Here is a 24,703-nt window from a genome sequence, read left to right as displayed (position 1 = left end):
AATTCGGGATCGTCGAACTGCGCCCAGTTGTAATGCAGGATGCGACGCGGTGCGCTCATGGTTTCCAGTCCTCGAAATCCGCCCGGGTGCGCGTCAAGTAGCAGGCCAGCGCCCGGTTCGCGAACCCATGCCGCTGCGCGACAGGCTGTTGCAAAACTTGTAGTCCCGTGGGGAAGCGCATTCCGGCCCGGTCGAGCACCTGACGCAAGCTCTCTGAGCCTGTAACTCCCCGAACACCCATTTCAGCATTGACACCGGGAGCCACGACTTCAGCGCCAGACCCCGCCCAGCAGACATGCCGCCACAGGTATGACCAGGAACAGGATGGCCAGGACAGCCAGGGCAAAGGCCACGCTGCTTGCCCCGGCGATGAAGCCCACGACAGCCGGTCCGGCGAGATGCCCGCCATAGCCGGCAAAGGCAACGATCGAGACTGCGGGTCCGATCGCCATTGCCTCCTGCCGCCCGCAGGCGCTGAACAGGATCGGCGCGATGCTGGCGGCACCGATGCCAACCAGGCAGAAGCTGGCGAGCACAGGCGCAGTCCATGGCAGGAGCAGTGTCCCGAAAATGCCCAGCACGGCCAGGCAGCCGCTGAGCATCAGCACGGGCCCGGACCCGTGGCGCTCGACCACCCTGTCCCCCAGCAGGCGCATCGCAACCATGCCAACTGAGAATGCGGCAAAGCCCAGTCCCGCGGTCTGCATCGAGGCAAGGTCGCGCTCCAGGAGCAGCAAGCCGCCCCAGTCGAGGATTGCGCCCTCGACCAGAAAAGTGACGCAGACCATGCCCGCGAACACAAGGACCGGCCCGCGCGGCCAGGCAAGAAACGCGGCGGAGCGGCCCTCCGACCGAAGCGCGTGCCGGGCACCAGCAAGTGCCGCGGGAAGCGCAAGCCCGCCGCAGACCGCTGCCACGGCGACGCCCGGCAGCTGGATGCTGGCGAGACAGGTGGCCGCGATTGCCCCGGCCAGGCCGCCGATGCTGAACATCGCGTGGAAGCCGGACATCAGCGGACGGTCCTCCAGGACCTCGACCTGCGAGCCGCTGATATTCATCGCCACGTCGAGCGCTCCGAGCGCTGCGCCGAAAAGCATGAGGGAAAGCCCCAGCCACCAGCCATTGCCGGCCAGGGCAGCCACCGGAAGCGCGAGGGCCGCCAAAGTCCCGGCAACGGCGATCACCGGCCCGGTGCCGATGCGGGCGGCGATTCCACCGGCGGCCAGCATGGACATCAGGGAGCCAGCCCCGAGGCAGAGCAGGGCCAGCCCGAACTGCGCATCGTCCAGTCCGGTCGCAGCCTTGACCCCGGGAATGAGCGGCGCCCACGAGCCGATCAGGAACCCGCCTGCGAGGAAGGCCAGCCTGGTTCCGCGCCGGGCCAAGGGAAGCCGTGTCATGGCCTGTGTCATCGGGTTTCACCTATGATCTCTTCCGTCGGCATACCCTCTGCGGCGGCAGGCAACACGAGGGCCTCGCGGATGCCGTCCGCGGCCCGCAGCGCCAGTGCGCAGACCGTCAGGGCCGGGTTCACCGCGGCTGAAGTCGGCAGCACCGAGGCATCGGTGATCCAGAGATTGTCAATCTCGTGGCTGCGCAGCTGCGGCGTCACCACCGAAGTGCGGGGATCGATCCCGAGCCGCGCCGTGCCGCACTGATGCGATGTGACCCGGATCCCGAAGGTCCGCACCAGCACCAGCGGAAAGCCTGCCTTGCGCATCAAGACGCGGGTGCGGCGGATCAGGCTGCGATGTGCCTGCATGTTGCTGCGCTTCCAGCTTATGACGATGCGCCCCTTCTCCCAGGTCACCCGGCTTTCGGGATCGGGCAGGTCCTCGCTCTGGAGGAACCACCCGAAGGCATAGGCCGCCAGCAGGCGGGCCAGCGGCATCGGCAGCCAGGGCATGTTGACCTTCAGCACCGGCGCGGTGATCCGTCCTAGTCCCTGCACATTGCCGAGCGGCTGCCGCCCTTTCGGATCGGCATCGTAGAAGTCGTTCAGGCCGAGGGTCTTCTGGTAGACCGACGTGTTCTTCATCCGCGGATCCAGCGTTAGCATTGCCGAGCTGTTGTGGTTCATGAAATTGCGCCCGACCTGGCCAGAGCCGTTCGACAGGCCGGCCGGATGCGCGGCATCGGCAGATTTCAGCAGCAGCGCTGCCGACTGGATCGCCCCGGCAGCCAGCGCAAAGCCTCTGGCGGCCAGAGCCTTCTCCCGCCCGTCCATGCGGATGATTGCAGCGGAAATCCGCGTGCCGCCTGCCCCGGTCTCCAGCCGGACCACCTCGGCCCCGGCCAGCAGCGTCACGTTGGGACAGGCCAGGGCATCGGCCAGCGGCCCGGTCTCGGCATCGATCTTGCCTCGGCCTGTGTTGGGGAAGGCATCCCAGCCTGTCTGCCCTCCTGCCAGCCAGGTGTCGATGTCGATGGCCAGCGGCAGCGACGCCGGATGTGCCCCGGCCGCGGACAGGCGGCGGCGGACCGTGGCAATCGCAGGCTCGTCTGGCACGGGCGGGAAAGGATAGGATCCGCTGCGGGGAGGTTCTGTCGGATCTTCGCCTGCAGCGCCGCGCACCCGGAAGAGCCGTTCCGCCCGGTCATACCAGGGCGCCAGATCCGCATAGGCAAACGGCCAGCCAGGGCTTGTGCCCCCGGGATGACGGCGCGGCGCGAAATCCGCCTTGCGGTAGCGGTACATGACGCCGCCGTAGAACTTCGAGTTGCCGCCGACGGCATAGTGGTTGCCCGCGACGAAGGGCGTGCCGTCCGACCCCATCCACAGCTCGGTTGGCGCGAAATGCCGGCGCAGGAAGATGGCTTCGTCGTCACGCGCCTCGGGACAGGGCAGCAGGTGCCCACCCTTCTCCACGACGAGGATGCGCAGCCCGCTTGGGGCGAGGGCTGCCGCCAGGGACGCCCCGCCCACTCCCGAGCCGATGATGATCAGGTCGGCATCCATCCCGGCTCAGTCCAGCCGCGTCTCGGTCGCGGGATCGAAGAGCACGACCTTCTCGGCCTTGACCGAGAACCGCTCCTGCCGGCCCACCTGGGCGTCGAAGGGCTCGAGGCGGGCAACCACCTCCGTGCCCCCGGCAGCAAAGACGATCAGCGTGTCCGGCCCGGTCGGCTCCACGACGTCGACGCCGACCGGCACCGTGCCGCAGGGGTCGAGGCCGAAATGCTCGGGGCGGATGCCCACCAGCACGTCCCGTCCCGCGAAACGGTGTGCCGTTTCGGCCGACAGCGGCACGCCGCGCACCACTGCCTCGCCCTGGGGAGTGTCGAAGGCCACCGTTGGCACCCCGTCAGAGGCCAGCAGCCGGCCGGGGATGATGTTCATCGCCGGCGAGCCGACGAAGCGTGCTACATAGGTGTTGGCCGGCCGGTCATAGACCTCCTGCGGCGGACCGAAATGCTGCACCACCCCGCCCTTCATCACTGCAACCTTGGTTGCCAGCGTCATCGCCTCGATCTGGTCATGCGTGACATAGACGATCGTGGTGCCAAGGCGCTGGTGCAGGCGCTTGATCTCCGTGCGCATGTCCACGCGCAGCTTGGCGTCGAGGTTCGACAGCGGCTCGTCGAAGAGGAACAGGTCGGGATGGCGCACGATGGCACGCCCCATGGCGACACGCTGGCGCTGGCCGCCGGAAAGCTGGCTGGGCTTGCGGTCGAGAAGGCCCGTCATCTGCAGCATCTCGGCGGCGGCATTGGTGGCTTTCGCCCGTTCCTCGGCCGGAATGCCGCGGATCTTCATGCCGAACTCGATGTTCTGGCGCACCGTCATTGTCGGGTAGAGCGCATAGCTCTGGAAGACCATGGCGATGTCGCGGTCCTTCGGCGGCAGGTCGTTGACGACGCGGTTGCCGATCAGGACCTCGCCGCCAGTGATGTCCTCCAGCCCGGCGATGATGTTGAGCAGGGTGGACTTGCCGCAGCCCGACGGTCCCAGCAGCACCAGGAACTCGCCGTCGCCGACGGAGATGTTGACTTCCTTGAGCACTTCCAGGTTGCCGTAGGCCTTGCGGACGCGGTTGATGTCGAGAGTTGCCATGGGATTATCCTTTCACGGCGCCAGCTGTCAGGCCGCGGACGAAGTAGCGGCCGGCGACGACGTAGACGAGCAGCGTGGGAATGGCCGCGATCATGGCCGAGGCCATGTCGACGTTGTACTGCTTGCGGCCGGTGGTGACGTTGACGATGTTGTTCAGCGCCACGGTGATCGGGGTGTCGGAGCCGGATGTGAAGGAAACTCCGAAGAGGAAGTCGTTCCACACCTGGGTGAACTGCCAGATGCAGCTGACCACGATGATCGGCAGCGCCGCCGGAAGCATGATCGAGAGGAAGATGCGGAAGAATCCGGCACCATCGATCTGCGCGGCCTTCGTCAGCTCGTCCGGTATGGTGATGAAGTAGTTGCGGAAGAACAGGCTGGTGAAGCATATGCCGTAGACGGTATGCACCAGGACCAGGCCAGGGATCGAGCCCGAGAGGCCCAGCCGGCCCAGCACCTGGGCCATCGGCAGGATGACGGCCTGGTAGGGCAGGAAGCAGCCGAACAGCATCATCCCGAAGACCAGGTTCGCCCCCTTGAAGCGCCATTTCGTCAGCACATAGCCGTTGAGCGCACCGAGACCGGTCGAGAGCAGCACCGCAGGCACGACCATCATGATCGAGTTGACGAAATAGGGTCGCAGCCCGGTGCATTCCGTGCCGATGCAGGCCCCCGACCAGGCCTTGGACCAGGCCTCGAAGGTGATTGCTTGCGGCAGGCCGATGAAGGAGCCGGAGTAGATCTCGTCCAGCGGCTTCAGCGACGTGGTGACCATCACCCAGAGCGGCATCAGGTAGTAGAGAGCCAGCAGGAGCAGCGCGCTGTAGATGAACAGGCGGCCCAGCATCTGCTGGCGGGCGAGCGACTTAGTGGCCATGGGTGTCCTCGCGCAGTTCGGAGTAGAGGTACGGGATGATGATCGCGGCGACCGTCATCAGCATCATGATCGCGCTGGCCGCGCCTACGCCCATCTGGTTGCGCTGGAAGGTGTAGGCGAACATGAAGGTCGAGGGCATCTCGGTCGATCCGCCCGGACCGGCATTGGTCAGTGCCAGCACCAGGTCGAAGCTCTTGATCGAGATGTAGGAGAGCAGCACGATGACGCTAAGGAAGGCGGGGCGCAGCAGCGGCACGATGATGCTGGCATAGATGCGCGGCAGCGAGGCACCTTCGATCTGCGCCGCCTTGATGATGGAGCTGTCGATCCCGCGCAGCCCGGCAAGGAAGATCGCCATGGCAAATCCGGTCGACTGCCAGACCGCCGCGATGACGACGCAGTAGATGGCCGTCTCGGGCCGGGTGATCCAGTCGAAGGCGAAGGTGTCCCAGCCCCAGGACTGCACCACCTTCTCGACACCGAGTTCCGGGTTGAGGACCCATTTCCACGCGGTGCCGGTGACGATGAATGACAGCGCCATCGGGTAGAGGTAGACGGTGCGCAGCACGCCCTCGGCCCGGATGTTCTGGTCGAGCAGGATCGCCATCAGCAATCCCAGCGCGATGGTGACTCCCAGGAAGAGCCCCGTGAAGAGGAACAGGTTGATCACTGCCGTGTGCCATCGTGGCGTGTTCCACAGGCGGACATACTGCTCGAGCCCGACGAAGTCGTAGCGCGGGAGCATCGCCGAGGAGGAGAGCGAGATCCACAACGTCCAGGCGATGAAGAGATAGACGCCGATCAGCACCACGAGAAAGCTCGGGGCCATCACGAGGCGCGGCAGCCATCGGGCGAGCCGGGCGGACAGGGTCGCGGCTGGGCGCTGCGGGGCGGTACCAGGAACCGCGGCGGATTGGGAAATGTCGGTCATGGTGTCTCCTTGCCGAGCGTGGAGCCGTGCCGGTGCGCGGGGGAGCGCCCCGCACCGGCACGGCTTCGTCACATCGCGTTGGCGATTCCGTTCACGAGCATGTCCACCGCCTGCTGCGATGTCATGTCCGTGACGAAGAACTGGCCCACGACGTCCGCGAAGACGGCGGCGAATTGCGGTTGGCTGGCAAATCCGTGGGTCAGCGCCCCCAGCATGGCACCGTTTTCGATGGCGGCGGCGCGGTCCTCGAAGCTCTTGACGGCGCAGCTGTCAAACCCGTCGACCGACACGTCGGACCGGGCCGGGATCGAGCCCTTGATCCTGTTGAAGGCGCGCTGGATTTCCGGATCCATGATGGTCTCGGCCAGGGCGGCCTGAGCCGCGGTTGTGGCGACATCACGGGTCGTGAAGGCACCGAAGCTGTCAATCAGGAACAGGTAGCTTGGCGTCTTCGACGGGGTGGCGAAGCAAAGGAAATCCTCGCCTTCCTTCAGTCCATGCGCGAGGAACTCGCCCTTGGCCCAGTCGCCATGCACCTGCATCGCCGCCTCGCCCGAGGCAACCATGCCGGTGGCCACGGCCCAGTCCCGCCCGACGAAACCGTCATCGACCAGTCCGCGCACCTCGCGCAAGGTGTCGAAGACGGCGATCATGCCGGGACTGGACAGAGCCTCGGTGTCAAGCTCCACCAAGGCCTTGCGGTAGAAATCCGGGCCGTTCAGGTCGGTTACCAGCGCATCGAAGATCAGCTGGATCTGCCAGGCCTCGTCGCCGGTCGCCAGCGGAACGACGCCGACGGCCTTCAGCTTCGGCCCCATGGCGATCAGCTCGGCCCAGGTCTGCGGCACCGACAGGCCATTGGCGTCGAACACCTTCTTGTTGGCCCAGATCCAGTTCTGGCGATGCATGTTGATCGGCATGGCGAAGAACTTGCCGTCGGCCGTGACGAATTCCGCCACCTCTGGCTCGATGGCGTCGAACCAGCCCTTCTCGTTCGCAGGCTCCGAGAAGTCGCGGACCACGCCTTCGGCATTCCAGTTAAGGCCCTCGTAGCCGAGGAACTGCATCGCCCCCGGCGGGTTGCCGGAAGCCAGCCGCGTGCGCAGCGCCTGCGTGGCATTGGCCCCGGACATGCCGCCGACAGCGCTGTCCTGCCAGCCGAAGCCCTGCTCGGCCATCCTCTCGCGCACCACGTTCAGAGCGGCGGATTCGCTTTCGGACACCCAGTGATGCAGCACCTCGATGGTGCCCTTTTCCTGCGCCAGGACCGGAAGCGGCAGGGCCAGCGCTGTGGCCAGCAGGAGGGTCTTGTATTTGGTCATGATTTCTTCCCTGTTGATTGGTTCTGGATGGGCGTGGTCCCGGCGGGACCACGAGTCGCGAGGGGATCACTCCGCAGCTGCGGCGGCCCCGTACTCCAAATTGCGGCGGCCATGCCGGCGGACGCGGATGTTGGCCTGTTCGGCATGGCCAACGAACCCTTCGAGATGGCACAGCCGCGAACCGTAGGCACCGATCAGCGCGCTGGCCTCGTCGGTTGTTACCTTCTGGAAGGTGCAGGTCTTGAGGAACTTGCCGACCCAGAGACCGCCGGTGTAGCGCGCCGCGCGCATTGTCGGCAGCGTGTGGTTGGTGCCGATCACCTTGTCTCCGAAGGCGACATTGGTGCGCGGGCCCAGGAACAGGGCGCCATAATTGCGCATGTTCTCGAGAAACCAGTCGTCGCGGTCGGTCATCACCTGCACATGCTCCGAGGCGATCTCGTCGGCCTGCGCCAGCAGTTCGTCATAGGTGTCGCAGACGATTACCTCGCCATGGGTCTCCCAGCTGGCGCGGGCGGTCTCGGCCGTCGGCAGGATCTTCAACAGCCGTTCGATCTCGGCCAGCGTGGCCAGGGCCAGGGCCGACGAATTGGTGAGCAGCACGCAGGGGCTGTTGTACCCGTGCTCCGCCTGCCCGAGCAGGTCTGTCGCGCAAAGCTCGGCATCGGCGGCCGTCTCGTCGGCGATCACGAGGGTCTCGGTCGGGCCGGCAAAGAGGTCGATGCCGACGCGGCCGTAGAGCTGACGCTTGGCCTCGGCGACGAAGGCGTTGCCGGGCCCGACAATCATGTCGACGGGGGCGATGCTCTCGGTCCCCAGCGCCATGGCGCCGATCGCCTGGATGCCGCCGAGCACGTGGATCTCGTGCGCGCCGCCGAGCTTCATCGCGGCGATCACCGCGGGGTTCGGCTCGCCCCGGAACGGGGGAGTGCAGGCAACAATGCGCGGCACTCCGGCAACCTTCGCCGTCGCGACGGACATGTGGGCCGAGGCGACCATGGGAAACTTGCCGCCGGGCACATAGCAGCCGACGGACTGCACCGGGATGTTGCGATGGCCCAGGATGACGCCCGGCAGTGTCTCGATCTCCAGATCGCCCATCGTTGCCCGCTGCGCCCGGGCAAAGCCGGTTACCTGGTCATGGGCGAAGCGGATGTCGGCCATGTCCCGGTCCGGCACCCGCGCGATGATGGCCGCGATCTCGCTGTCGCTGAGCTGGAAGGACGCCGGCGTGTAGTTGTCGAACCGGGCCGACAGCTCGCGCACGGCGCTGTCGCCCCGGGCCTCGATGTCCTTCAGCGTCGCTTCGACGACTGCCCGGGTCTTCTGGTCCGCATCGGCGCGGGCATCGGCGGCCTGGCCGCGCTTGAGGTACTGGATCGCCATGTCATCGGTCTCCTGTGACGGCGGTCGCTCTGGCCCGCGGGACGACGGGAGACGGCGACGATGAGGGGATGGAGGCCCCGGAACCCCGACGGAAGAAGAGGAGGGGCCGGGGCCGGGACGGCGGAGGCGCGGCACGCTCCCGCCCTGCGGTCCGGTGGAGGGTACCGGGCCGGGGTCCTGTCAGTGCAGGGATCTTGCGACCCCGCAGGAGTTGTCAGAGATGCTGTTCCTTCGCCCGCATCGCCGCGTAATCTGCCTGTTCCTTCTCGTAGTAGGCGGGCGACGGGAAGTCCCACCAGCCGGTAGCGAAGGGGCCTGCGGCATCGCGCGAGACGATGACCTCGACCAGGGCAGGGCCGCCGCAGGCCAGCGCCTCCTCGAGGCTGTTTTCCAGATCCTCATCCTTCTCGACCTTCCAGGCTTGGAGTCCGAAGGCCCTCGCACTGGCCGCGATATCGGCCGAATAGGGCTCGCCGTTGCCGGCGTGGTGGTTGAACTCGGACGCCACGTGTCGGCCCATGAACTTGCGCTGGCCGCCACGGATCGACATGTAGCCCTGGTTGTTGAGCACCAGGAACACCACGTTGATGCCGTTCATCACGGCGGTTCCCATCTCGGGCAGAGACATCATGAAGTCGCCGTCGCCGACGATGGCCACGACCGGAGTATCGGGCTTGGCCAGCTTGGCGCCCATGGCCGCCGGAACGGCCCAGCCCATCGGCGAATACGACCCGGAGGTCAGGTGCGTGCGCGGCTCGTAGACCGGGAAGCTCTGCTTCACCGAGCCCTGCGTGTTGCCCGATCCGACCACCACGATGCCGTCGCGCGGCAGAACCTTGCGGAGCGCCACCAGCGGGCGCTGCGAAGTGAAGGGCGTCTCGCGGCTTTGCTCGCGCGGTTCCACCTGGGCGCGCCATTTCGCCTTGGCCTCGTCCACGTCGGCGCGGAAGCTGTCGCGCTTCGCCAGCATCGCGGCGCTGTCGGACTCGGAGATCGCATCCAGGATGCCCTGGAGCGCGATTTTCGCGTCAGAGACAATGCCTACCTCGGTCGGGTAGGTCTTGCCGATCTCGCGCGGGTCGAGGTCGATATGGATCAGCTTGCCCGGCGGGAAGGAGAAGGACACGCCCTTCGCGTAGGACGACGCCGACCAGTCGGTGAAGCGGCAGCCCACGGAAATCACGACGTCGGCCGAGGCGGTGATGGCGTTGCCGCTGGTGGTGCCGGTCTGGCCCACGGCGCCGATGAAGGCCTCGTGATCCTCCGGGATCGCGCCCTTGCCGTTCCAGGTGATCGAGACGGCCGCGCCAAGCCGTTCCGCCAGCCGGGTCAGCTCCTTCGACGCGTTCGCCGTGATCGCGCCGCCACCGGCCACGATCACCGGGCGCGCGGCGGTCTTCAGGAGCGCGACCGCGGCTTCGATCGCCTTCGGATCGGGGTGCGCGACGCCAATCGGCAGCCGCTGGGACAGCGGATGGATGGTGACGTCATCCGCCTCGACCTGCACGTCCATCGGCACCTCGACATGCACCGGGCCGGGCCGGCCGGTCATCATCTCGTTGAAGGCCCGGTGCATGATCGACGGCAGAACCTTGACCGAATTCGCCTGCCAGGCCCGCTTTGTCACCTGCTCGGTGATGCGGCCGAAGGCGTTGTCCTGCCGACGCTCCAGCTCCTGCATGGTGCCGTGCCCGTGCATGTAGGTCTGCGGCGAACCCGAGACGTAGAAGACAGAGGTCGAATCGACATAGGCCGTGGCGAGGCCGATGACCGTATTTGCCGCGCCAGGGCCGACCGAGGTCGAGCAGGCCATCGGCTTTCCGCTCGCTCGGAAGTAGCCATCTGCCATGTGCACGGCGCTCTGCTCGTGCATGACCTGGATGAAGGGAATGTGGCTCTCCTCCTGGAGGAAGGCGTCGAACAGCGCCCAGATCCCGTGTCCCGGCACGCCTGCAACGTACTCGACGCCATAGTCCTTCAGCGCCCGTGCGACGACTTCTCCGCCTGTCAGCTTCATTCTGGTCTCCCCGTTCCGATATGGGTTCTGCCGGAGGCGAAGTCGTTGGCTGCGCCGTCCGGATTGGGGCGAAACTCGATATTTCGGGGTTGAAAAACAATTTCGCATGGCCCAGAAACCTGACGCAACCTGACGCACAATCTTGCGACATCTCGGAGGACACCTTGACCGAAGCGCCGCTCCCGGACCCGAGACTGCTGGCATTTTCAGCAAACCTGCGCCGCCTGTGCGAGCAGCAGGGCTCGATTTCCCGGATCTGCCGCAAGATCGGCATCAATCGCCAGCAGTTCAACAAGTACCTGGCCGGGCGGCACATGCCCTCGACGGCGAATATCCGCGCCATCGCCAGCCATTTCGGGCTGGACCCCGAGGTGATGTTCTCGCCTGAGGAGGAATTCCGTGCCCTGATCGACGGCGATTTCTTCGAAACCTTCAACCGGATGCGGCGGTTGCCCCAGGTGGCGGCCTTCCTGTCGACGGCCATGGCGGTTCCGGACTCGGTGCGCCAGTCGCTTGTCGGCGTCTACGACCGCTACCACTACTCGTCGATCTACCCGCGGCGCATCCTGCGCGCCAGCATGTGCATCTATGCCGGGGCGGACATGCTGCAACATGTCTATGTCGAACGCTTTCCCCACCAGGACGACCGCAGCAGGACGGCCTACCGCTTCCGCTACCATGGCTTCGTCCTGCCGATCGAGGGACGCATTTTCACGCTCGACTTCGAGACCGAGCAGCGCAACGAGATGACCTTCGGCATCTATTCCCAGATCCAGCGCAACACCAAGTCGGTTCTGCTCGGCATCACCTCGGGGATCGCTGCCAACATGTACCGGCAGCCATTTTCCACCCGGCAGGCGCTGCACTACCGGCGCCCGGGCCTGCTGTCGCGGCAGGATCTCGCGCGGACCTCGGCGCTGGATTTCACCGATCTGTCGATTCCCGCCGAGGTCCGCGACTATCTCGGCACCGAGCCGGAGATGATCAAGCCCGGCTGACTTGCGTCAGTCTGCGTCAGAATTTGCACCGCCGCGAAATGGCGCGGTCGCGGTGCCGGTGCTGATATGCCCCCGTCACAGGAGGGCAACCATGCCGAACTCAAAGCGAAATCTGGCCTTTGCCGACGATTTCATCTACGCAGAACTGGTCGAGGATGTCCGCGGCTACCAGGTCGAAGACGCCATAGCGATCAACCTCTCGCCGCGCCGGATGATCACCGGCAGCGATCATCCGGCAATCGTGCCGGCGTGGAAATCGACGTGGCTCAAGGGCGGCACGATCGCCGAGGCCGAGCGCGTCGCGCTGATCAAGGTGCGTCGGCGCACCAATCTTGGCGGCGCCGGCCTGCGCGGCTGGGACTGGCTGGGCGACCGCATCCGCAGCTTCCCGCGGGACACACCGCTCTACATCTCGCCGTTCGACCATTGCGGCGAGGTCGTCACCGATCCCCTCGTCTTCACCAACGAGCGCAGCACGGCGCAGGCGGAACAGGCCTTCGACCTGCGGCTTAACCTCTGGTGGTCGCCGGGAGACACCGACTGCTTCATCCACAACGAGCACCCCTTTCTCGAGGTGCACACCCAGATCCATGGCACCGGACGGATGCAGAAATTCCACGGCAGCGAAGAGGCCTCGATCTACGAGGACATCCCGATGAGCCCGGGCGCCACGCATGACCCCTTCTGCCGGGTCACCGGACACAACCAGTGGACGTATCCATGGCATCGTTACTACGCCGATACCGACTGCGTCTGGCTGGCCATCGAACTGCATCCGAAGGGCTGATCATGGGCGATACCGTCAAATGCTCGGACCTCCGCCGCGAGTGCGACGCGCTCGGGCCCCTGGATGTGCCGGCGTCTGCGCTCTACGGGGCCCAGACTGCAAGGGCCATCCGGAACTTCCCGATCTCGGGAATTCCCATCGGGCAGTTTCCGCACCTGATCCGCGCCTTCGCCCAAGTGAAGCAGGCGGCGGCCCTTGCCAACGCAGAACTCGGGCAGATGCGTCGCGAGAAGGCAGGGATCATCGCGCGGGTCTGCGACGAGCTGATCGCCGGGCACCACCTGCACCATTTCCCGATCGACGTGCTGCAGGGCGGCGCAGGGACCTCGACAAACATGAACGTCAACGAGGTCATCGCCAATCGCGGGCTGGAGCTATTGGGCCTGCCGCCCGCCGCCTACCAGCATCTCCATCCCAATGACGACGTGAACCGGGCGCAATCCACCAATGACGTCTACCCCACGGCCCTGAGGGTCGCACTGATGTCCGCAGTGCCGGAACTGGTAACGGCGCTGGACCGGCTGGCGCAGGCCTTCGAGGAGCGTGGCGCGGCCTTCGCCGATGTCATGAAGCTGGGCCGGACCGAACTGCAGGATGCGGTGCCTCTGTCTCTGGGCGACGAGATGCGCGCCTATGGCGTCACCCTGCGCGAGGACATGGCGCGGCTGGAAGCGGCGATCAGCCTGCTGGCCGAGGTCAATCTCGGCGGCACGGCCATCGGCACGCGCGTCACCGCCACCCCGGAATTCCAGGCCCGCGCCGTGGCAGAGCTGGCCCGGATCACCGGCCTGCCGCTGCGCCCCTCGGGCGACCTGATCGAGGCCAGCTGGGATGTCGGGGTCTTCGTCCACCTCTCCGGCAACCTCAAGCGGCTGGCGACCAAGCTGTCGAAGATCGCCAACGACCTGCGCCTGCTGTCTTCCGGCCCTCGCGGCGGCCTGGGCGAGATCGGCCTGCCGCCAATGCAGCCGGGCTCGTCGATCATGCCGGGCAAGGTGAACCCGGTGATCCCCGAGATGGTGAACCAGGTTGCGTACCAGGTCATCGGGATCGACGTTAGCATCACCTTCGCCGCCGAGGGCGGACAGCTGCAGCTCAATGCCTTCGAGCCGCTGATCGCCTACGGGCTCCTGCATGCGATCACCCTGCTGCGCAACGCTTCCGACGCCTTCCGGGACCGTTGCATCACCGGCATCGCCGCCCGGCCGGAGCGCTGCGCGCAGAACCTGTCGGCCAGCACGGCGAACTTCGCGGCACTGGTTCCGGCCATCGGCTACGACCGCGCCTCCGCACTGGCGAAGCAGATGGTGGAGAGCGGCGAAAGCTGGGACACCTTCGCCGCCTGTCACGGACTGCCTGCAGTGCTGTGACCAAGGGATGCGCCGGTCAAAGGATCGTCCGGCGCATCAGGTCATGTAGCTCACGCGCAATGGCGAAGCTGTTCTCCTGCTGCTGGCGGCGGCAAAACAGTTCGCAGCTCCACCATCCATTGTAGCCGGTCGATTTCACCGCGTCCGACCAGTCGCGCAGGTTCAGCACCCCCTGCCCCGTCGCCACGTCCCGCAGCACGGACTCGTCCGGCACCCCTCCGCCATGGAAGCGCGAGTCGCAGAAATGCACCCCGTGGATCAGGCGCGGGTCCAGCCGTGCAACATCCTCCGGCGTGTCGCCGGAGGCATGGCAATGCCAGAAGTCCACGACCAGGCGGAGATTGCCCCGGTCCGCTCGGGCTATCGCCTCGACCTGGTCGGCCAGCCGGTTCAGCGGCAGCCAGGCCAGGGCCTCGAGGTAGATCAGCAGGCCATGCGCGGCGGCGGCATCAGCCAGCCGCGCCAGGCTCGCCGACAAGATGCGCATCTGCTCGTCCCGCGGCAGGCCCAGCACCCCGGCATAGCCCGGCCAGGCGCGTCCCTCGCCAAGAGACTTCACGGCCTCCAGCTCTACCGGACCGGTGATGACCTGCACGCCCTCCGCCCCGGCGATGCTGGCGAGGCGGAACATCTCCTCGGCGTCGCACATCAGCGCGTCCGCGTCCGTCCCATGCCGCTCGACATCGAGGAGGAAACCGATGCCGGGCACCCGCACGTCGCGAAACCAGCTCCGCAGCTCCTCCCCGGAGATGCCGGCATCGAGCGCCGCCTTCATCTTGGCGGCCGAGACCTCGAGTCCCTCGAAGCCTGTCTGGCGCATGATCTCGAGGTCGGTGGACAGGGTCGAATGCCGCGACACGAGGCCGTGGTATATCAGCTGCTGGTCGGCCATGGGAGGCTCCTGTGATGACAATTGCCGGGAATCTGGCAGAGTGTTATCCGGACCGGGACTTTCCAGGCAAGTGGAATATCAAATTTCTCCCGCACTATCATATACTTGACGCAATCCGGCTCACTCATTGCGTCACATTGCGAAGACAACCGTTCCGATGCGAAATTGAAGGGAGCCCCGCGCCACGGATAGAACCCGCTCCATCGCGACAGCGCCGATGACCGGCAGCGGCGGGCCATCAGGAAGGGGGCGTCATGGAGAGCGTCGACTATATCGTCGTGGGGGGAGGATCGACCGGCTGCGTCCTGGCCTCGCGCCTGAGCGAAGACGCCTCCTGCCAGGTGGCGCTGCTCGAGGAAGGCCCGCGCGACCGCAATCCCTACATCCACATTCCGGGCGCCTACTACAAGACGGCCCAGGGGCCGCTGCTGAAACGCTACACTTGGGAGCCGCGTCCGGAACAGCAGCGCCCGGAGGGCGAGACAATGGTGCAGGCCCGCGTGCTGGGCGGCGGCAGCTCGGTCAACGCGATGATCTACATCCGGGGAAACCCGGCAGACTACGACGGCTGGGCCGCCGCAGGGGCAACCGGCTGGAGCTATGATGACGTGCTGCCCTATTTCCGCCGCTCCGAGAGCAACAACCGCTTTGCCGGCGAGGCGCACGGCACCGACGGGCCGCTGAAGGTCTCGGACATTGACGGCATCCATCCCCTGACCCGTGCCTGGCTCCAGGCCTGCCAGCAGCAGGGCCTGCCGGTGAATGCCGACTTCAACAGCGGCGACCAGGCGGGGGCCGGGCTCTATCAGATCACCGCACGGGGACGGCGGCGGTCCTCGGCGGCGGTGGCCTATATCCACCCGGCGCTGAAACGGCCGAACCTGGCCCTGGCCACCGGCGCGCAGGTGACGCGCATCGTGATCGCAAACGGCCGAGCCACCGGAGTCGAGTATGTCCGGAACGGCAAGATAGAGACGCTGACCGCGCGCCGGGAGGTCATCCTCAGCGCCGGCGCCATCGCCACGCCGCACCTGATGATGCATTCGGGGCTCGGGCCTGCTGCAGCGCTGGAACGCCACGGCATCGCCGTTGTGCAGGACCTGCCCGGCGTCGGCCAGAATCTCCAGGACCACATCGAGATCTCGCTGGTCTACCAGCTCAACGGGCCACACAGCTACGACCGCTACAAGAAGCCGTTCTGGAAGGCGATGGCCGGGCTGGAATACCTGGCCTTCGGCAAGGGTCCGGCGACATCGAACCTCATCGAGGGCGGGGCGTTCTGGTGGGGCGACCGGACCGAGACGCTGCCCGACTGCCAGTTCTTCCTGGTCTGCGGCGCGGGCATCGAGGAAGGCGTCGACGGCGTGCCCGGCGGCAACGGCTGCACGGTGAATCTGGGCCAGATCCGCCCGCATTCGCGCGGCGACGTCACTCTCCGCAGCGGCAACCGTCAGGATGCCCCGGTGATCCGCCCGAACTATTTCGGCGATCCGCGCGACCTGGAGGCCGTCACAGACGCGACCCTGCTGGCTATGGAGATCATGGCCCAGCCGGCAATTGCCCAGTACATTGCGTGCCGCATCGTGCCTGAGGGCCCGGCCCTGACCCGTGACAGCGTCCGCCAGTTCTGCCAGCGGGAGGCCCATGCCGCGCTGCACCCCTGCGGCACGGCACGGATGGGAACCGACGGGGGCTCGGTCGTCGATCCGGACCTGCGGGTGCATGGAATAGAGGGGCTTCGGGTGGCGGATGCCTCTGTCATGCCCAACATCACCTCGGGCAACCTGAATGCCGTCTGCATCATGATCGGCGAGAAGGCGTCCGACCTGATCCGGGCATAGGGCAACCTAGGGCGACAAAGCTGCAGAAGCGATCTTGGGGAATGGTGCTCGCTGCACGGGAGCGGAAAGAAGGCAGGGCGGTAGTCATGACACTCTACATTGCCGAGACTGATGGAGCCGGGGACGTTATCCATGTCTGGGTCCAAGACGTCCCAGGGCACGCAGCGCGCCCGGTGGCGGACCGTGCGGCACATGTTGACATGGCCGAATACGCGGATGTTTCCGGTGCGTCACGGGCTGACATCCGCGCCTGGCTTGAAACTTGAACGCATGGCCCTTGCAGAGGGATGCGTCAGACACAGGTGAATCCCGCCGCCTTCATGCCCTTGGACCGGAGTGGCGGAACGGATCGACTTGATTGTGTGCCAGCGCCAGCATCGTCAATGTTTCGATCACGCTGGCATGGTTCATGCCCGACCTGGCGATATCGCCGCCGAAATACCCGGTCGAGCGTCCAGGGCGGCACCATACCCCTGCTGTCTACCCGGCGTTCGGTCTTGCCGCCCGATGCCCGGCCAAGGATTCAAAGCCGAGGTCGATCCCCTCGACGCAGGGTCTCCGCGGCTGCAGCTTGGCCGACGACGCCCGGGCGGGCCTGTCGCTGATCGCGGTCTCCACCTTCGCCGCCATGATCCTCCTGCCCCTCCTCTTCCCCTTCTTCCCCTGAGGACGCACCGGAAATCCGGCCCCGCGCGGGGCCAGAAGACGTCTCAGTCCCGGTCCGGGCCTCCCAGCGCAGCCCAGAGGGTCACAGCCGCCATCAGGCAGGCGGCGGCGGCGAGGGCTGCGGAGACGGGAGCCACGGCGAGGATGGCGCTGGCTCCGATGATCCCCAGCGCATGCGCGGTCCGCTGCAGCGCGACGACCTCGGGCTTGCGGCCTTCCGGCGCGAGATGCTCGAGCGCCAGCGAGCCGTCGGTGCCCAGCGGCGCCAGGCAGAGGCCGACAAGCACCGCCCCGAGAACCGTCATGGCCAGCGAGCCCCCGAGCGCGGACAGGCCGGCGCCTGCCGTGGTGAGCGCGAGCGCCGCGAGGATCCGGACCCGGCCGAGCGGGCGGTTGCGGACACTCACCCAGAGACCGCCGGAGACCGACGCCACGCAGAGCGGAAGAGTGAACAGGAGCGCCATGGTCGCGTCATGCCCATAGCGGAGCGCCAGCGCGACGGCCCCGATCTCGAAGGCCGCGACGGCGAAGCCGCCAGCGGCGGCGACGGCCAGCCAGAACAGGACCGGGCGCGTGAGAACAGGTGCCTTTCCCGGCGTCGGCCCCTCGGGCTGCGGGTCGGGCCGGATGTCCGGGACCAGCAGGACCGGCAGCACTCCGGCGGCAGTCATGGCTGCCAGCGCGACAGCGGGCGACACCCCGCCCAGCAGCGACGCGAGCACCGGCGAGATCACGAAGACCAGCTCGTTCAGCGTTGCCGCGATCCCGAGGGCGCGCGGGAAGCCTGATCCCGGAACGATCCCCGCAAGCAGCGAGCGGAGGATGCCATGGGCCGCCCCGTGGACCGATCCGAGCAGGAGGGCCGCGACGAGAAGCCAGCCGAAGGCCGCCCCGGTCACTGCCGCGACGGTCATCGCAACGAGCGCCGCCACGCGCACGGCCACGAGGATCCGGAAGCAGGAGAGCGGCGCAAGACGCCGTCCTGCCCGGGTGATCGGAACCGCCCCGAGAACGCTCGCGGCAGTCATGGCCAGGATCATCGCCGCACCGCCGCGCACGTCGCCGGTCACGGAGAGCGAGACGAGGGAGAAGGCGACCGGCGCCGCGGCCAGCGGCACGCTCGACAGGGCAGTCGCGGCGCACCACCGCTCCAGCGGCCAGCGCCCGGCCTGCGGCATCGCCAGGGACAGGAGTTGCGCTGTCATGGAGAGGACCTCCTGCCCTGCCTGCATTGTTCGCTGTTCCGGCGGGTGCCGCGCCGCCACGGCTCAGGCGCCGGCACAGGGCATCACCGGAGCAGCCGGAAACAGCCAGTCATAGGCCAGGTTGAAAATGAAGGCGTAGGCCAGATAGAAAGCGACGACCCCCAGATCCATGGCCAGCGCCTCCATCAGCCCGATATCAAGGATCGCCGCGATCACCGGGACCAGCAGGACGGCGAGCCCTGCCTCGAAAATCATGGCATGCCCCGCCCGGATCGCCATCGTCTTGTCCGCCGAGCCGCGCAGGCGCAGCAGCGTGCGGTCGAAGACGAGGTTGAAGACGAAGGTCCAGACCGTCGCCACCGTTGCCGATACCGCGCCGACGAGGCCCGTGTCGGTGACCGGCCGCTCCAGCAGCAGGGCTGCACCGGGCGTGAAGATCGCCAGGGCCACCAGCTCGAAGGTCACCGCATGGCGGACCCTGTCCCAGATTGTTCGCATGATCGCGTTCCTTCCCCGTACTCCCCCGCCCGTACCCGATCTGGGCCTGCCTGGCGGCGCGAGCTTGCAGAGGGGGAGATCGCATGTTCTGGATTGCAAGGTATACACAAGAACATGGCGCTAGGTGCTTCAGATATGGAACACGCGAACTGGGAGGATCTGCGGATCCTGATGAAAGTCGTGCGGGCGGGCACCTTCCGGGCCGCCGCGCTGACGACCGGGCTGAGCCCGGCGACGCTGTCCCGGCGCATCGACGATCTGGAACGCAGCCTCGGCGAGAAGCTGCTGGAGCGGTTCCAGACCGGCTGCGTGCCGACGGCCGCGGGCGAGAGTGCCGTGTCCTGGATTGCCCAGATGGAGGAGATCTCCTTCGAGATCGAGCGGATGCGCGACCAGAGGGACGCGGCCTCGACCGCCGGAACCGTGCGGATCAACACCGACGAGTGGATGTCCTATTTCCTCACGACGCGCTTCGCGCCGTTCCGCGAGCTCTATCCGAACCTGGAGATCGAGATAGTCACGACGCACCGCCCCTACAGCCTCGCGCGGCGCGAGGCCGACATCGCGATCCGACCCTTCCGCCCCGACCAGGAGGACCTCGTCGCGCGCCGGGTCGGGACCCTGTCCTACGGGCTCTACTGCAACAGGGACTATCGCCAGAGGCACGCCGCGCGCATCGCGGCAGGCGACTGGGCTGCCCTCGACTATATCGGCTTTGACGAGCCGCGCGCGGAGTTCCGGACCGATCGCTGGCTGCGCGGACTGGCCGGCGGCAGGGCGCCATGGATGCGCTGCAGCTACGGGATCGGCATCTTCGATGGCGTGATCCACGGGGCGGGACTCGGCGTGCTCGCGACGTTCCTCGCTGGGGAGAGCGCGGCCCTCGACGTGGTCATTCCGCACATCCCGGAACTCGACCAGGAGGTCTGGCTATCGATGCACCAAGGACTGCGCAGCAGCGCCCGTGTCCGCGCGGTGACCGAGTTCGTCGCGGGGCTGTTCGATGGCGAGCGGGCACGGCCGGACTGATCGCGCCAGCTGGCGACGCTGCAATGCTGTCCCCCCCTCCCGGCACAAGGGCGAAGGTGACGCGGTGCGCCTGACAGTCGTGCGTGCCGCCACCCGGCTCCGGCTCCGCAACGCGGACGGAGATGTCGCCCGGGTCGAGACCCAGCCCGGCGACAATGCCCGCCATCTTCCCCGCACGGCGCTGCGACATGCCCGGCCGCCCGGCTGATGCGTGGCCATGCCATCATCCACGGCGGCCGCATGCGCGTCCTCGCCGCCTTCGGATGATGTCCGGGAAGAGGGCCGTTGAAAAGTTTCACGTCAAGCTTCATAGATGCGGGATGCGAAATGCCCTGCCCCGATCCGGAAATCCTGCATGAAGCGCCCGACCATCACGGACGTTGCCGCAATGGCCGGCGTCAGCGTCGCCACCGTCGACCGGGTTCTCAGCGGCCGCGCCAAGGTCCGCGAGGAGACCGCGCGCAAGGTCCATGCCGCCGCCGAGGAGGTCGGCTATCACGGTGCCACCGCGATCCGCCACCGCATCATGGCCGACCGGCCGGAACTGAGGATCGGCATCGTGCTGCAGAAGGAACGCCATGCCTTCTACCGGACGTTCCGGGAGGAATTCGAGAGACAGGCCCGCGCGGTCGCATCCTGCAACATCCGGCTCGACATCCGCTTCGCCAAGACGACACGGCCGCAGGAGCTGGCCGAGATCCTGCGCAGCCTGAACGGCCGCGCGCATGCGGTGGTGGCCACCGGCATCGACCATCACGAGGTCACCGCCGCGGTGCTGGAGCTGAAGGAAGCCGGAATTCCCACCTTCTCGCTTCTGTCGGACTTCGCCCAGGGCGTCCGGGAAAGCTATTTCGGGCTGAATAATCTGAAGGTTGGACGGACCGCGGGCTGGCTGATCTCGAAGATCGCGCCCCGGCCGGGCAAGATCGGCATCTTCATCGGCGCGCACCGCTACCATGGCCACGAAATGCGCGAGACCGGCATGCGCAGCTTCTTCCGCGAGCTCGGCGGCGGCTTCGAGCTGCTGGAAACCCAGGTCAACCTGGAGACGCGGGAACTCACCTACGAGACGACCTGCGACCTGCTTTCGAGGCACCGCGACCTGGTCGGGGTCTATGTCGCGGGCGGCGGCATGGAGGGCGCGATCGCCGCCTTCGAGGAGGCCCGCCCGCCGGGCAGCCATGCCCTGCTGGTCAACGAACTGACCCCGGAATCGCAGCGCGGGCTGCAGAAGGGCGTGGTCTCCATCGTCTTCGGCACGCCGGTCCGGCAGATCGTGGGCGAGCTCCTGGCGCTGGCACAGGCCACGCAGGAGAACGGCATGGCGGCGACGCCCGGGCAGAGGTTCTTCATCCCCGAGATCTACACGCCTGAATCCCTGACGTGAGAGAATTCCCATCATGGCGCTTCATTTCCCATCACGGATGACGGGAAATGCATCGCAACCACGGTTGACCCGGCACCCGGTTTGGCGGAATTTCGGGCAGCAGCGCAGAGGAGGCGCCTGCCCGTTCCAGACCGACAGCCATCCCCGTGACGGCCGGATGCCATCATCCGGCCAAGGGCGGAGCCGTGCCGGTCCGGAGCGGACACCCGGAGGAGCACTGACCCATGAAGACCTTTCTGATCACGACCGCGATCGCATCCGCCTTGGCCGTTTCGGCCTCTGCCGAGAATATCGGCGTCAGCATGTCGCGTTTCGACGACAACTGGCTGACGGTCCTGAGGAACGCCATCTCGGCCAGGGCCGATGCCTCGGACGACATTTCGGTCCAGATCGAGGATGCCCGCGACGACGTCGCCCGCCAGCTCGACCAGGTGAAGAACTTCATCGCCACCGGTGTCGACGCCATCGTGGTGAACGCAGTCGACACCTCGGCCACCCAGGCGCTGACCGACGAGGCCGAGGCCGCGGGCATTCCGCTGGTCTTCGTCAACCGGATGCCTGTGAATCTCGACAGCCTGCCCGACAGCCAGGCCTTCGTCGGCTCCGACGAGCGCGACTCCGGCACGCTGGAGACCATCGCGGTCTGCGACCAGCTCGCCGCGGCAGGCAAGACCGAGGCGGATATCTACATCATGATGGGCATGCTGTCGAACCAGGCGGCGGTGCAGCGCACCCAGGACATCCATGACGTGGTCGAGGCCGGCAAATGCGCGGTCACGCTCAATGTCATCGACAAGCAGACCGCGGAATGGCAGCGCGACCTGGCGCAGGATCTGATGACCAACTGGCTGTCCTCGGGCACGCCCTTCGACGCGGTGATCTCGAACAATGACGAGATGGCGATCGGCGCGATCCAGGCGATCAAGGCCGCGGGCATCTCCATGGAGGACGTCGTGATCGGCGGCGTCGACGCGACCCAGGACGCGCTCCTGGCCATGGCTGCGGGCGAGCTGGACGTCACCGTCTTCCAGAACGCGGCCGGCCAGGGGGAGGGCGCGCTCGATGCCGCGCTCGCGCTTGCCCGCGGCGAAGAGGTCGACCGCACCGTCTGGGTGCCCTTCGAGCTCGTGACCCCGGCGAACATGCGCGACTACGTCGCCGCGAACTGACCGGCAGCGACTTCGGGCGGGGGGCCGCGGGCCGCCCGTCCGGCCCGGCGCAAGGAGGCGGCGGGCACCATAGCGGAGGAAACATCCCAAATGACCGATACCACGCATGGAATAGGCGGGCTGACATTCGATGCCTCGAAACGGGACTGGCCGCCGGAGGCCGGCGTGGCCATCGCGCTGGTCCTGATCACCGCGACCTTCGAGATCCTCGGGCGGCTGATCTACGGCGAGAGCTTCCTGTTCAACACCCGCGAGGGGGTCGACGGCCTCTTCAACACCCAGCGGCTGCAGGTCATCATCCTGCAGGTGTCGATCATCGGCATCATCTCGCTCGGCGTCACCCAGGTGATCCTCACGGGAGGCATCGACCTCAGCTCGGGCTCGGTTGTCGCCATGACCGCGATGATCGCGATGAGCTTCGCCCAGGTCGGCGACATCAACGGCATCCCGAACAGCCGCGCGGTGTTCTTCGACAGCGGGTGGGTCAACCTTCCGGTCATGCTGCCCGTGCTGGTCGCGCTGGCCGTCGGGCTCTGCGCCGGGCTCGTGAACGGCGCTTTCGTGGCCTATACCGGCATTCCGCCCTTCATCGCCACGCTGGGCATGATGGTCGCCGCCCGCGGCGCCGCGCAGTGGTGGACCGCCGGGCAGCCGGTCAGCTTCCCGACCGAAAGCTATGCCGCGATCGGCGGCGGCATGATGCCGGTGGCGATCTTCGTCGGCCTCGCCATCCTGTTCCACCTGATCCTGAAATACACCGTCTACGGCAAGCACACCTATGCGATCGGCTCGAACGAGGCGGCGGCGCGCATGTCCGGGATCAACGTCAAGCGCCACAAGCTCATGGTCTATGCCATGGCGGGACTGCTGACCGGGATCGCGGCGCTGGTCCTGAGCTCGAAGAACCTGACCGCGCAGTCGGGCATGGGGCTGATGTACGAGCTCGACGCCATCGCCATGGCGGTGATCGGGGGGATTTCCCTGCAGGGCGGCCGCGGCTCGGTGCTGGGCACGGTGCTCGGCGCGCTGATCTTCGGGGTCATCATCTCCGGCTTCACCTTCCTGAAGCTCGACGCCTACTACCAGGAAATGGTCAAGGGCGGGATCATCGTCGGCGCCGTCGTGCTCGACCAGTGGCGCCAGGGCCGCGCCGCGAGAAAGATGTGAGGAGGACATCATGAGCGACATCCAGACCAACATCTCGGCAGGCGACGTGGACCATGCCGACGGCCATCCCGGCGACGTGATCCTGCGGACCGAGAAGCTGACCAAGCACTATGGCGGCGTCCACGCGCTGGTCGATTGCGACTTCGAGATCCGCAAGGGCGAGCATGTCGCGATCATGGGCGACAACGGCGCGGGCAAGTCGACCTTCGTCCGCCAGATCACCGCGGTGGAGCAGAAGACCTCCGGGAGGATCTGGTTCGACGGCGCCTACCGCGATTTCAACGGGCCGCTGGAAGCGCGCGAGGCCGGGATCGAGACGGTGTTCCAGAACCTCGCCCTGGCCGACCATCTCGACGTGCCCGACAACCTCTTTCTCGGCCGCGAGAAGACGCTGTTCAATCTCGGGCCCTTCTCGATCCTCGACTACCGCGGCATGCGCGAGGCGACCATGGCGGGGCTGCAGAAGACCGGAGTGAAGATCCCCAATATCCGGAACACGATCCAGTACATGTCCGGCGGCCAGCGGCAATGCGTGGCGATCGCGCGGACCGCGACCTTCCATTCGAAGCTGACCATCATGGACGAGCCCACCGCGGCGCTCGGCGTGCAGGAGACCGCGCAGGTCGAGAACATCATCCGCACGCTGAAGGAGCAGGGCGAGCCGCTGATCCTCATCAGCCACAACATGCGCCAGGTGATGGAGCTCTGCGACCGGATCGTCGTCTGGCGGCGCGGGCGCGTCTGCGCCAACCTCAATGTCGCCGAGACCACGGGCGAGGAAGTCGTCGCCTATATCACGGGCGCCAAGACCCAGCCCGAATACGCAAGCGCGGCCTGACGCCCCGTCCCGCCCCGGCCGTGAGCCGGGGCCTCCCCGACCATCGAATTTTCCGCCCTCTCCGGAGGCCGGGCAGGATCTGCCCGAAGACAGCCAGGCCCGACGGGCCGCAAGGACCAGTGATGAAACACACGCTCGACCCGCACATGATCCGGCACCTGTCGCTGGAGGACACGATCCGCAAGGTCGCCGAACTCGGCTACGACCATGTCGAGATGTCCCCGCGCCCGGATTTCTTCTCCTGGTGGACGCGGCCGAAGCTCTATCCC

The 24,703-nt window shown here is 66.8% G+C and carries 20 protein-coding genes; 9 read left to right on the top strand and 11 right to left on the bottom strand.

Annotated elements, in window-relative coordinates:
- Window positions 1-269 precede the first annotated feature (269 nt).
- The 8 genes from FGX59_RS31780 to FGX59_RS31745 form a co-directional block, all read right to left on the bottom strand.
- Window positions 270-1,412, bottom strand: coding sequence for an MFS transporter (locus tag FGX59_RS31780; protein ID WP_138471965.1), 1,143 nt, complete (start codon window positions 1,410-1,412; stop codon window positions 270-272).
- Window positions 1,409-2,959 carry a GMC oxidoreductase gene (locus tag FGX59_RS31775; protein WP_138471963.1) on the bottom strand — a complete coding sequence of 517 codons (1,551 nt, stop codon included), beginning with the start codon at window positions 2,957-2,959 and terminating at the stop codon, window positions 1,409-1,411. The genes FGX59_RS31780 and FGX59_RS31775 overlap by 4 nt, the downstream gene beginning before the upstream one ends.
- A gap of 6 nt (window positions 2,960-2,965) precedes the next feature.
- Entirely contained in the window at window positions 2,966-4,054 is a 1,089-nt protein-coding gene (locus FGX59_RS31770; RefSeq protein WP_138471961.1) for an ABC transporter ATP-binding protein, read from the bottom strand.
- Between the two features lie 4 nt (window positions 4,055-4,058).
- Window positions 4,059-4,931: a carbohydrate ABC transporter permease gene (locus FGX59_RS31765; protein WP_138471959.1), complete on the bottom strand. Its 873-nt coding sequence runs from the start codon at window positions 4,929-4,931 to the stop codon at window positions 4,059-4,061.
- The gene (locus FGX59_RS31760) at window positions 4,921-5,760 is read right to left on the bottom strand and encodes a carbohydrate ABC transporter permease (RefSeq protein ID WP_240722815.1); all 840 of its coding nucleotides are present in this window, start codon (window positions 5,758-5,760) and stop codon (window positions 4,921-4,923) included. The genes FGX59_RS31765 and FGX59_RS31760 overlap by 11 nt, the downstream gene beginning before the upstream one ends.
- Window positions 5,761-5,930: 170 nt before the next feature.
- Window positions 5,931-7,184, bottom strand: a complete 1,254-nt coding sequence (locus tag FGX59_RS31755) for an ABC transporter substrate-binding protein (protein ID WP_138471955.1) — start codon at window positions 7,182-7,184, stop codon at window positions 5,931-5,933.
- 66 nt (window positions 7,185-7,250) lie between these two features.
- On the bottom strand, window positions 7,251-8,570 hold the full coding sequence (hisD, locus tag FGX59_RS31750) for a histidinol dehydrogenase (RefSeq protein ID WP_138471954.1): 1,320 nt from the start codon (window positions 8,568-8,570) through the stop codon (window positions 7,251-7,253).
- 214 nt (window positions 8,571-8,784) lie between these two features.
- Window positions 8,785-10,587, bottom strand: coding sequence for a thiamine pyrophosphate-binding protein (locus tag FGX59_RS31745; protein ID WP_138471952.1), 1,803 nt, complete (start codon window positions 10,585-10,587; stop codon window positions 8,785-8,787).
- 164 nt (window positions 10,588-10,751) lie between these two features.
- Between FGX59_RS31745 and FGX59_RS31740 the strand changes: the two genes are divergently transcribed.
- The 3 genes from FGX59_RS31740 to FGX59_RS31730 all read left to right on the top strand — a co-directional run bounded on the left by FGX59_RS31740 (window position 10,752) and on the right by FGX59_RS31730 (window position 13,742).
- The gene (locus FGX59_RS31740; protein ID WP_138471950.1) at window positions 10,752-11,585 is read left to right on the top strand and encodes a helix-turn-helix transcriptional regulator; all 834 of its coding nucleotides are present in this window, start codon (window positions 10,752-10,754) and stop codon (window positions 11,583-11,585) included.
- A gap of 91 nt (window positions 11,586-11,676) precedes the next feature.
- On the top strand, window positions 11,677-12,372 hold the full coding sequence (locus tag FGX59_RS31735; protein ID WP_138471949.1) for a hypothetical protein: 696 nt from the start codon (window positions 11,677-11,679) through the stop codon (window positions 12,370-12,372).
- Between the two features lie 2 nt (window positions 12,373-12,374).
- Window positions 12,375-13,742 (top strand): aspartate ammonia-lyase, encoded by a 1,368-nt coding sequence (locus FGX59_RS31730; protein WP_138471947.1) that lies wholly within the window; start codon window positions 12,375-12,377, stop codon window positions 13,740-13,742.
- Window positions 13,743-13,758: 16 nt separating this feature from the next.
- On the opposite strand, the gene FGX59_RS31725 is transcribed toward FGX59_RS31730, so the two are convergent.
- On the bottom strand, window positions 13,759-14,634 hold the full coding sequence (locus tag FGX59_RS31725) for a sugar phosphate isomerase/epimerase (protein WP_138471945.1): 876 nt from the start codon (window positions 14,632-14,634) through the stop codon (window positions 13,759-13,761).
- Between the two features lie 254 nt (window positions 14,635-14,888).
- Here FGX59_RS31725 and FGX59_RS31720 point away from each other — a divergent pair, with 254 nt between their 5' ends.
- Complete coding sequence (locus FGX59_RS31720; RefSeq protein ID WP_138471944.1) at window positions 14,889-16,475, top strand: GMC family oxidoreductase; 1,587 nt, start codon at window positions 14,889-14,891, stop codon at window positions 16,473-16,475.
- A 710-nt stretch (window positions 16,476-17,185) separates the two neighbouring features.
- On the opposite strand, the gene FGX59_RS31715 is transcribed toward FGX59_RS31720, so the two are convergent.
- The gene (locus FGX59_RS31715; RefSeq protein ID WP_138471942.1) at window positions 17,186-18,346 is read right to left on the bottom strand and encodes an MFS transporter; all 1,161 of its coding nucleotides are present in this window, start codon (window positions 18,344-18,346) and stop codon (window positions 17,186-17,188) included.
- A gap of 63 nt (window positions 18,347-18,409) precedes the next feature.
- The gene (locus tag FGX59_RS31710) at window positions 18,410-18,844 is read right to left on the bottom strand and encodes a PACE efflux transporter (RefSeq protein ID WP_138471940.1); all 435 of its coding nucleotides are present in this window, start codon (window positions 18,842-18,844) and stop codon (window positions 18,410-18,412) included.
- 135 nt (window positions 18,845-18,979) lie between these two features.
- On the opposite strand from FGX59_RS31710, the gene FGX59_RS31705 reads away from it, so the two are divergent.
- From FGX59_RS31705 to FGX59_RS31685, 5 genes are all read left to right on the top strand, one after another.
- Window positions 18,980-19,873: a LysR family transcriptional regulator gene (locus FGX59_RS31705; protein WP_171060919.1), complete on the top strand. Its 894-nt coding sequence runs from the start codon at window positions 18,980-18,982 to the stop codon at window positions 19,871-19,873.
- Window positions 19,874-20,228: 355 nt separating this feature from the next.
- Window positions 20,229-21,260, top strand: a complete 1,032-nt coding sequence (locus tag FGX59_RS31700) for a LacI family DNA-binding transcriptional regulator (protein WP_138471935.1) — start codon at window positions 20,229-20,231, stop codon at window positions 21,258-21,260.
- Between the two features lie 224 nt (window positions 21,261-21,484).
- Window positions 21,485-22,429 carry a sugar ABC transporter substrate-binding protein gene (locus FGX59_RS31695; RefSeq protein ID WP_138471933.1) on the top strand — a complete coding sequence of 315 codons (945 nt, stop codon included), beginning with the start codon at window positions 21,485-21,487 and terminating at the stop codon, window positions 22,427-22,429.
- 90 nt (window positions 22,430-22,519) lie between these two features.
- On the top strand, window positions 22,520-23,596 hold the full coding sequence (locus tag FGX59_RS31690) for an ABC transporter permease (RefSeq protein WP_138471931.1): 1,077 nt from the start codon (window positions 22,520-22,522) through the stop codon (window positions 23,594-23,596).
- Window positions 23,597-23,606: 10 nt separating this feature from the next.
- Entirely contained in the window at window positions 23,607-24,434 is an 828-nt protein-coding gene (locus tag FGX59_RS31685; RefSeq protein ID WP_138471929.1) for an ATP-binding cassette domain-containing protein, read from the top strand.
- Window positions 24,435-24,703 lie beyond the last annotated feature (269 nt).

The organism is Poseidonocella sp. HB161398 (assembly GCF_005870025.1).
GTDB lineage: Bacteria > Pseudomonadota > Alphaproteobacteria > Rhodobacterales > Rhodobacteraceae > Mangrovicoccus.
The sequence above is the reverse complement of the archived record's forward strand: the minus strand, read 5'-3'. Positions and strand labels throughout refer to the sequence as shown.

What these genes read in the sequence shown, in the direction of transcription:
- FGX59_RS31780 (WP_138471965.1), bottom strand. Translation starts at nt 1,412, where the DNA reads ATGACACAGGCCATGACACGGCTTCCCTTGGCCCGGCGCGGAACCAGG.
- FGX59_RS31775 (WP_138471963.1), bottom strand. Translation starts at nt 2,959, where the DNA reads ATGGATGCCGACCTGATCATCATCGGCTCGGGAGTGGGCGGGGCGTCC.
- FGX59_RS31770 (WP_138471961.1), bottom strand. Translation starts at nt 4,054, where the DNA reads ATGGCAACTCTCGACATCAACCGCGTCCGCAAGGCCTACGGCAACCTG.
- FGX59_RS31765 (WP_138471959.1), bottom strand. Translation starts at nt 4,931, where the DNA reads ATGGCCACTAAGTCGCTCGCCCGCCAGCAGATGCTGGGCCGCCTGTTC.
- FGX59_RS31760 (WP_240722815.1), bottom strand. Translation starts at nt 5,760, where the DNA reads ATGGCCCCGAGCTTTCTCGTGGTGCTGATCGGCGTCTATCTCTTCATC.
- FGX59_RS31755 (WP_138471955.1), bottom strand. Translation starts at nt 7,184, where the DNA reads ATGACCAAATACAAGACCCTCCTGCTGGCCACAGCGCTGGCCCTGCCG.
- hisD (WP_138471954.1), bottom strand. Translation starts at nt 8,570, where the DNA reads ATGGCGATCCAGTACCTCAAGCGCGGCCAGGCCGCCGATGCCCGCGCC.
- FGX59_RS31745 (WP_138471952.1), bottom strand. Translation starts at nt 10,587, where the DNA reads ATGAAGCTGACAGGCGGAGAAGTCGTCGCACGGGCGCTGAAGGACTAT.
- FGX59_RS31735 (WP_138471949.1), top strand. Translation starts at nt 11,677, where the DNA reads ATGCCGAACTCAAAGCGAAATCTGGCCTTTGCCGACGATTTCATCTAC.
- FGX59_RS31730 (WP_138471947.1), top strand. Translation starts at nt 12,375, where the DNA reads ATGGGCGATACCGTCAAATGCTCGGACCTCCGCCGCGAGTGCGACGCG.
- FGX59_RS31725 (WP_138471945.1), bottom strand. Translation starts at nt 14,634, where the DNA reads ATGGCCGACCAGCAGCTGATATACCACGGCCTCGTGTCGCGGCATTCG.
- FGX59_RS31720 (WP_138471944.1), top strand. Translation starts at nt 14,889, where the DNA reads ATGGAGAGCGTCGACTATATCGTCGTGGGGGGAGGATCGACCGGCTGC.
- FGX59_RS31715 (WP_138471942.1), bottom strand. Translation starts at nt 18,346, where the DNA reads ATGACAGCGCAACTCCTGTCCCTGGCGATGCCGCAGGCCGGGCGCTGG.
- FGX59_RS31710 (WP_138471940.1), bottom strand. Translation starts at nt 18,844, where the DNA reads ATGCGAACAATCTGGGACAGGGTCCGCCATGCGGTGACCTTCGAGCTG.
- FGX59_RS31705 (WP_171060919.1), top strand. Translation starts at nt 18,980, where the DNA reads ATGGAACACGCGAACTGGGAGGATCTGCGGATCCTGATGAAAGTCGTG.
- FGX59_RS31700 (WP_138471935.1), top strand. Translation starts at nt 20,229, where the DNA reads ATGAAGCGCCCGACCATCACGGACGTTGCCGCAATGGCCGGCGTCAGC.
- FGX59_RS31695 (WP_138471933.1), top strand. Translation starts at nt 21,485, where the DNA reads ATGAAGACCTTTCTGATCACGACCGCGATCGCATCCGCCTTGGCCGTT.
- FGX59_RS31690 (WP_138471931.1), top strand. Translation starts at nt 22,520, where the DNA reads ATGACCGATACCACGCATGGAATAGGCGGGCTGACATTCGATGCCTCG.
- FGX59_RS31685 (WP_138471929.1), top strand. Translation starts at nt 23,607, where the DNA reads ATGAGCGACATCCAGACCAACATCTCGGCAGGCGACGTGGACCATGCC.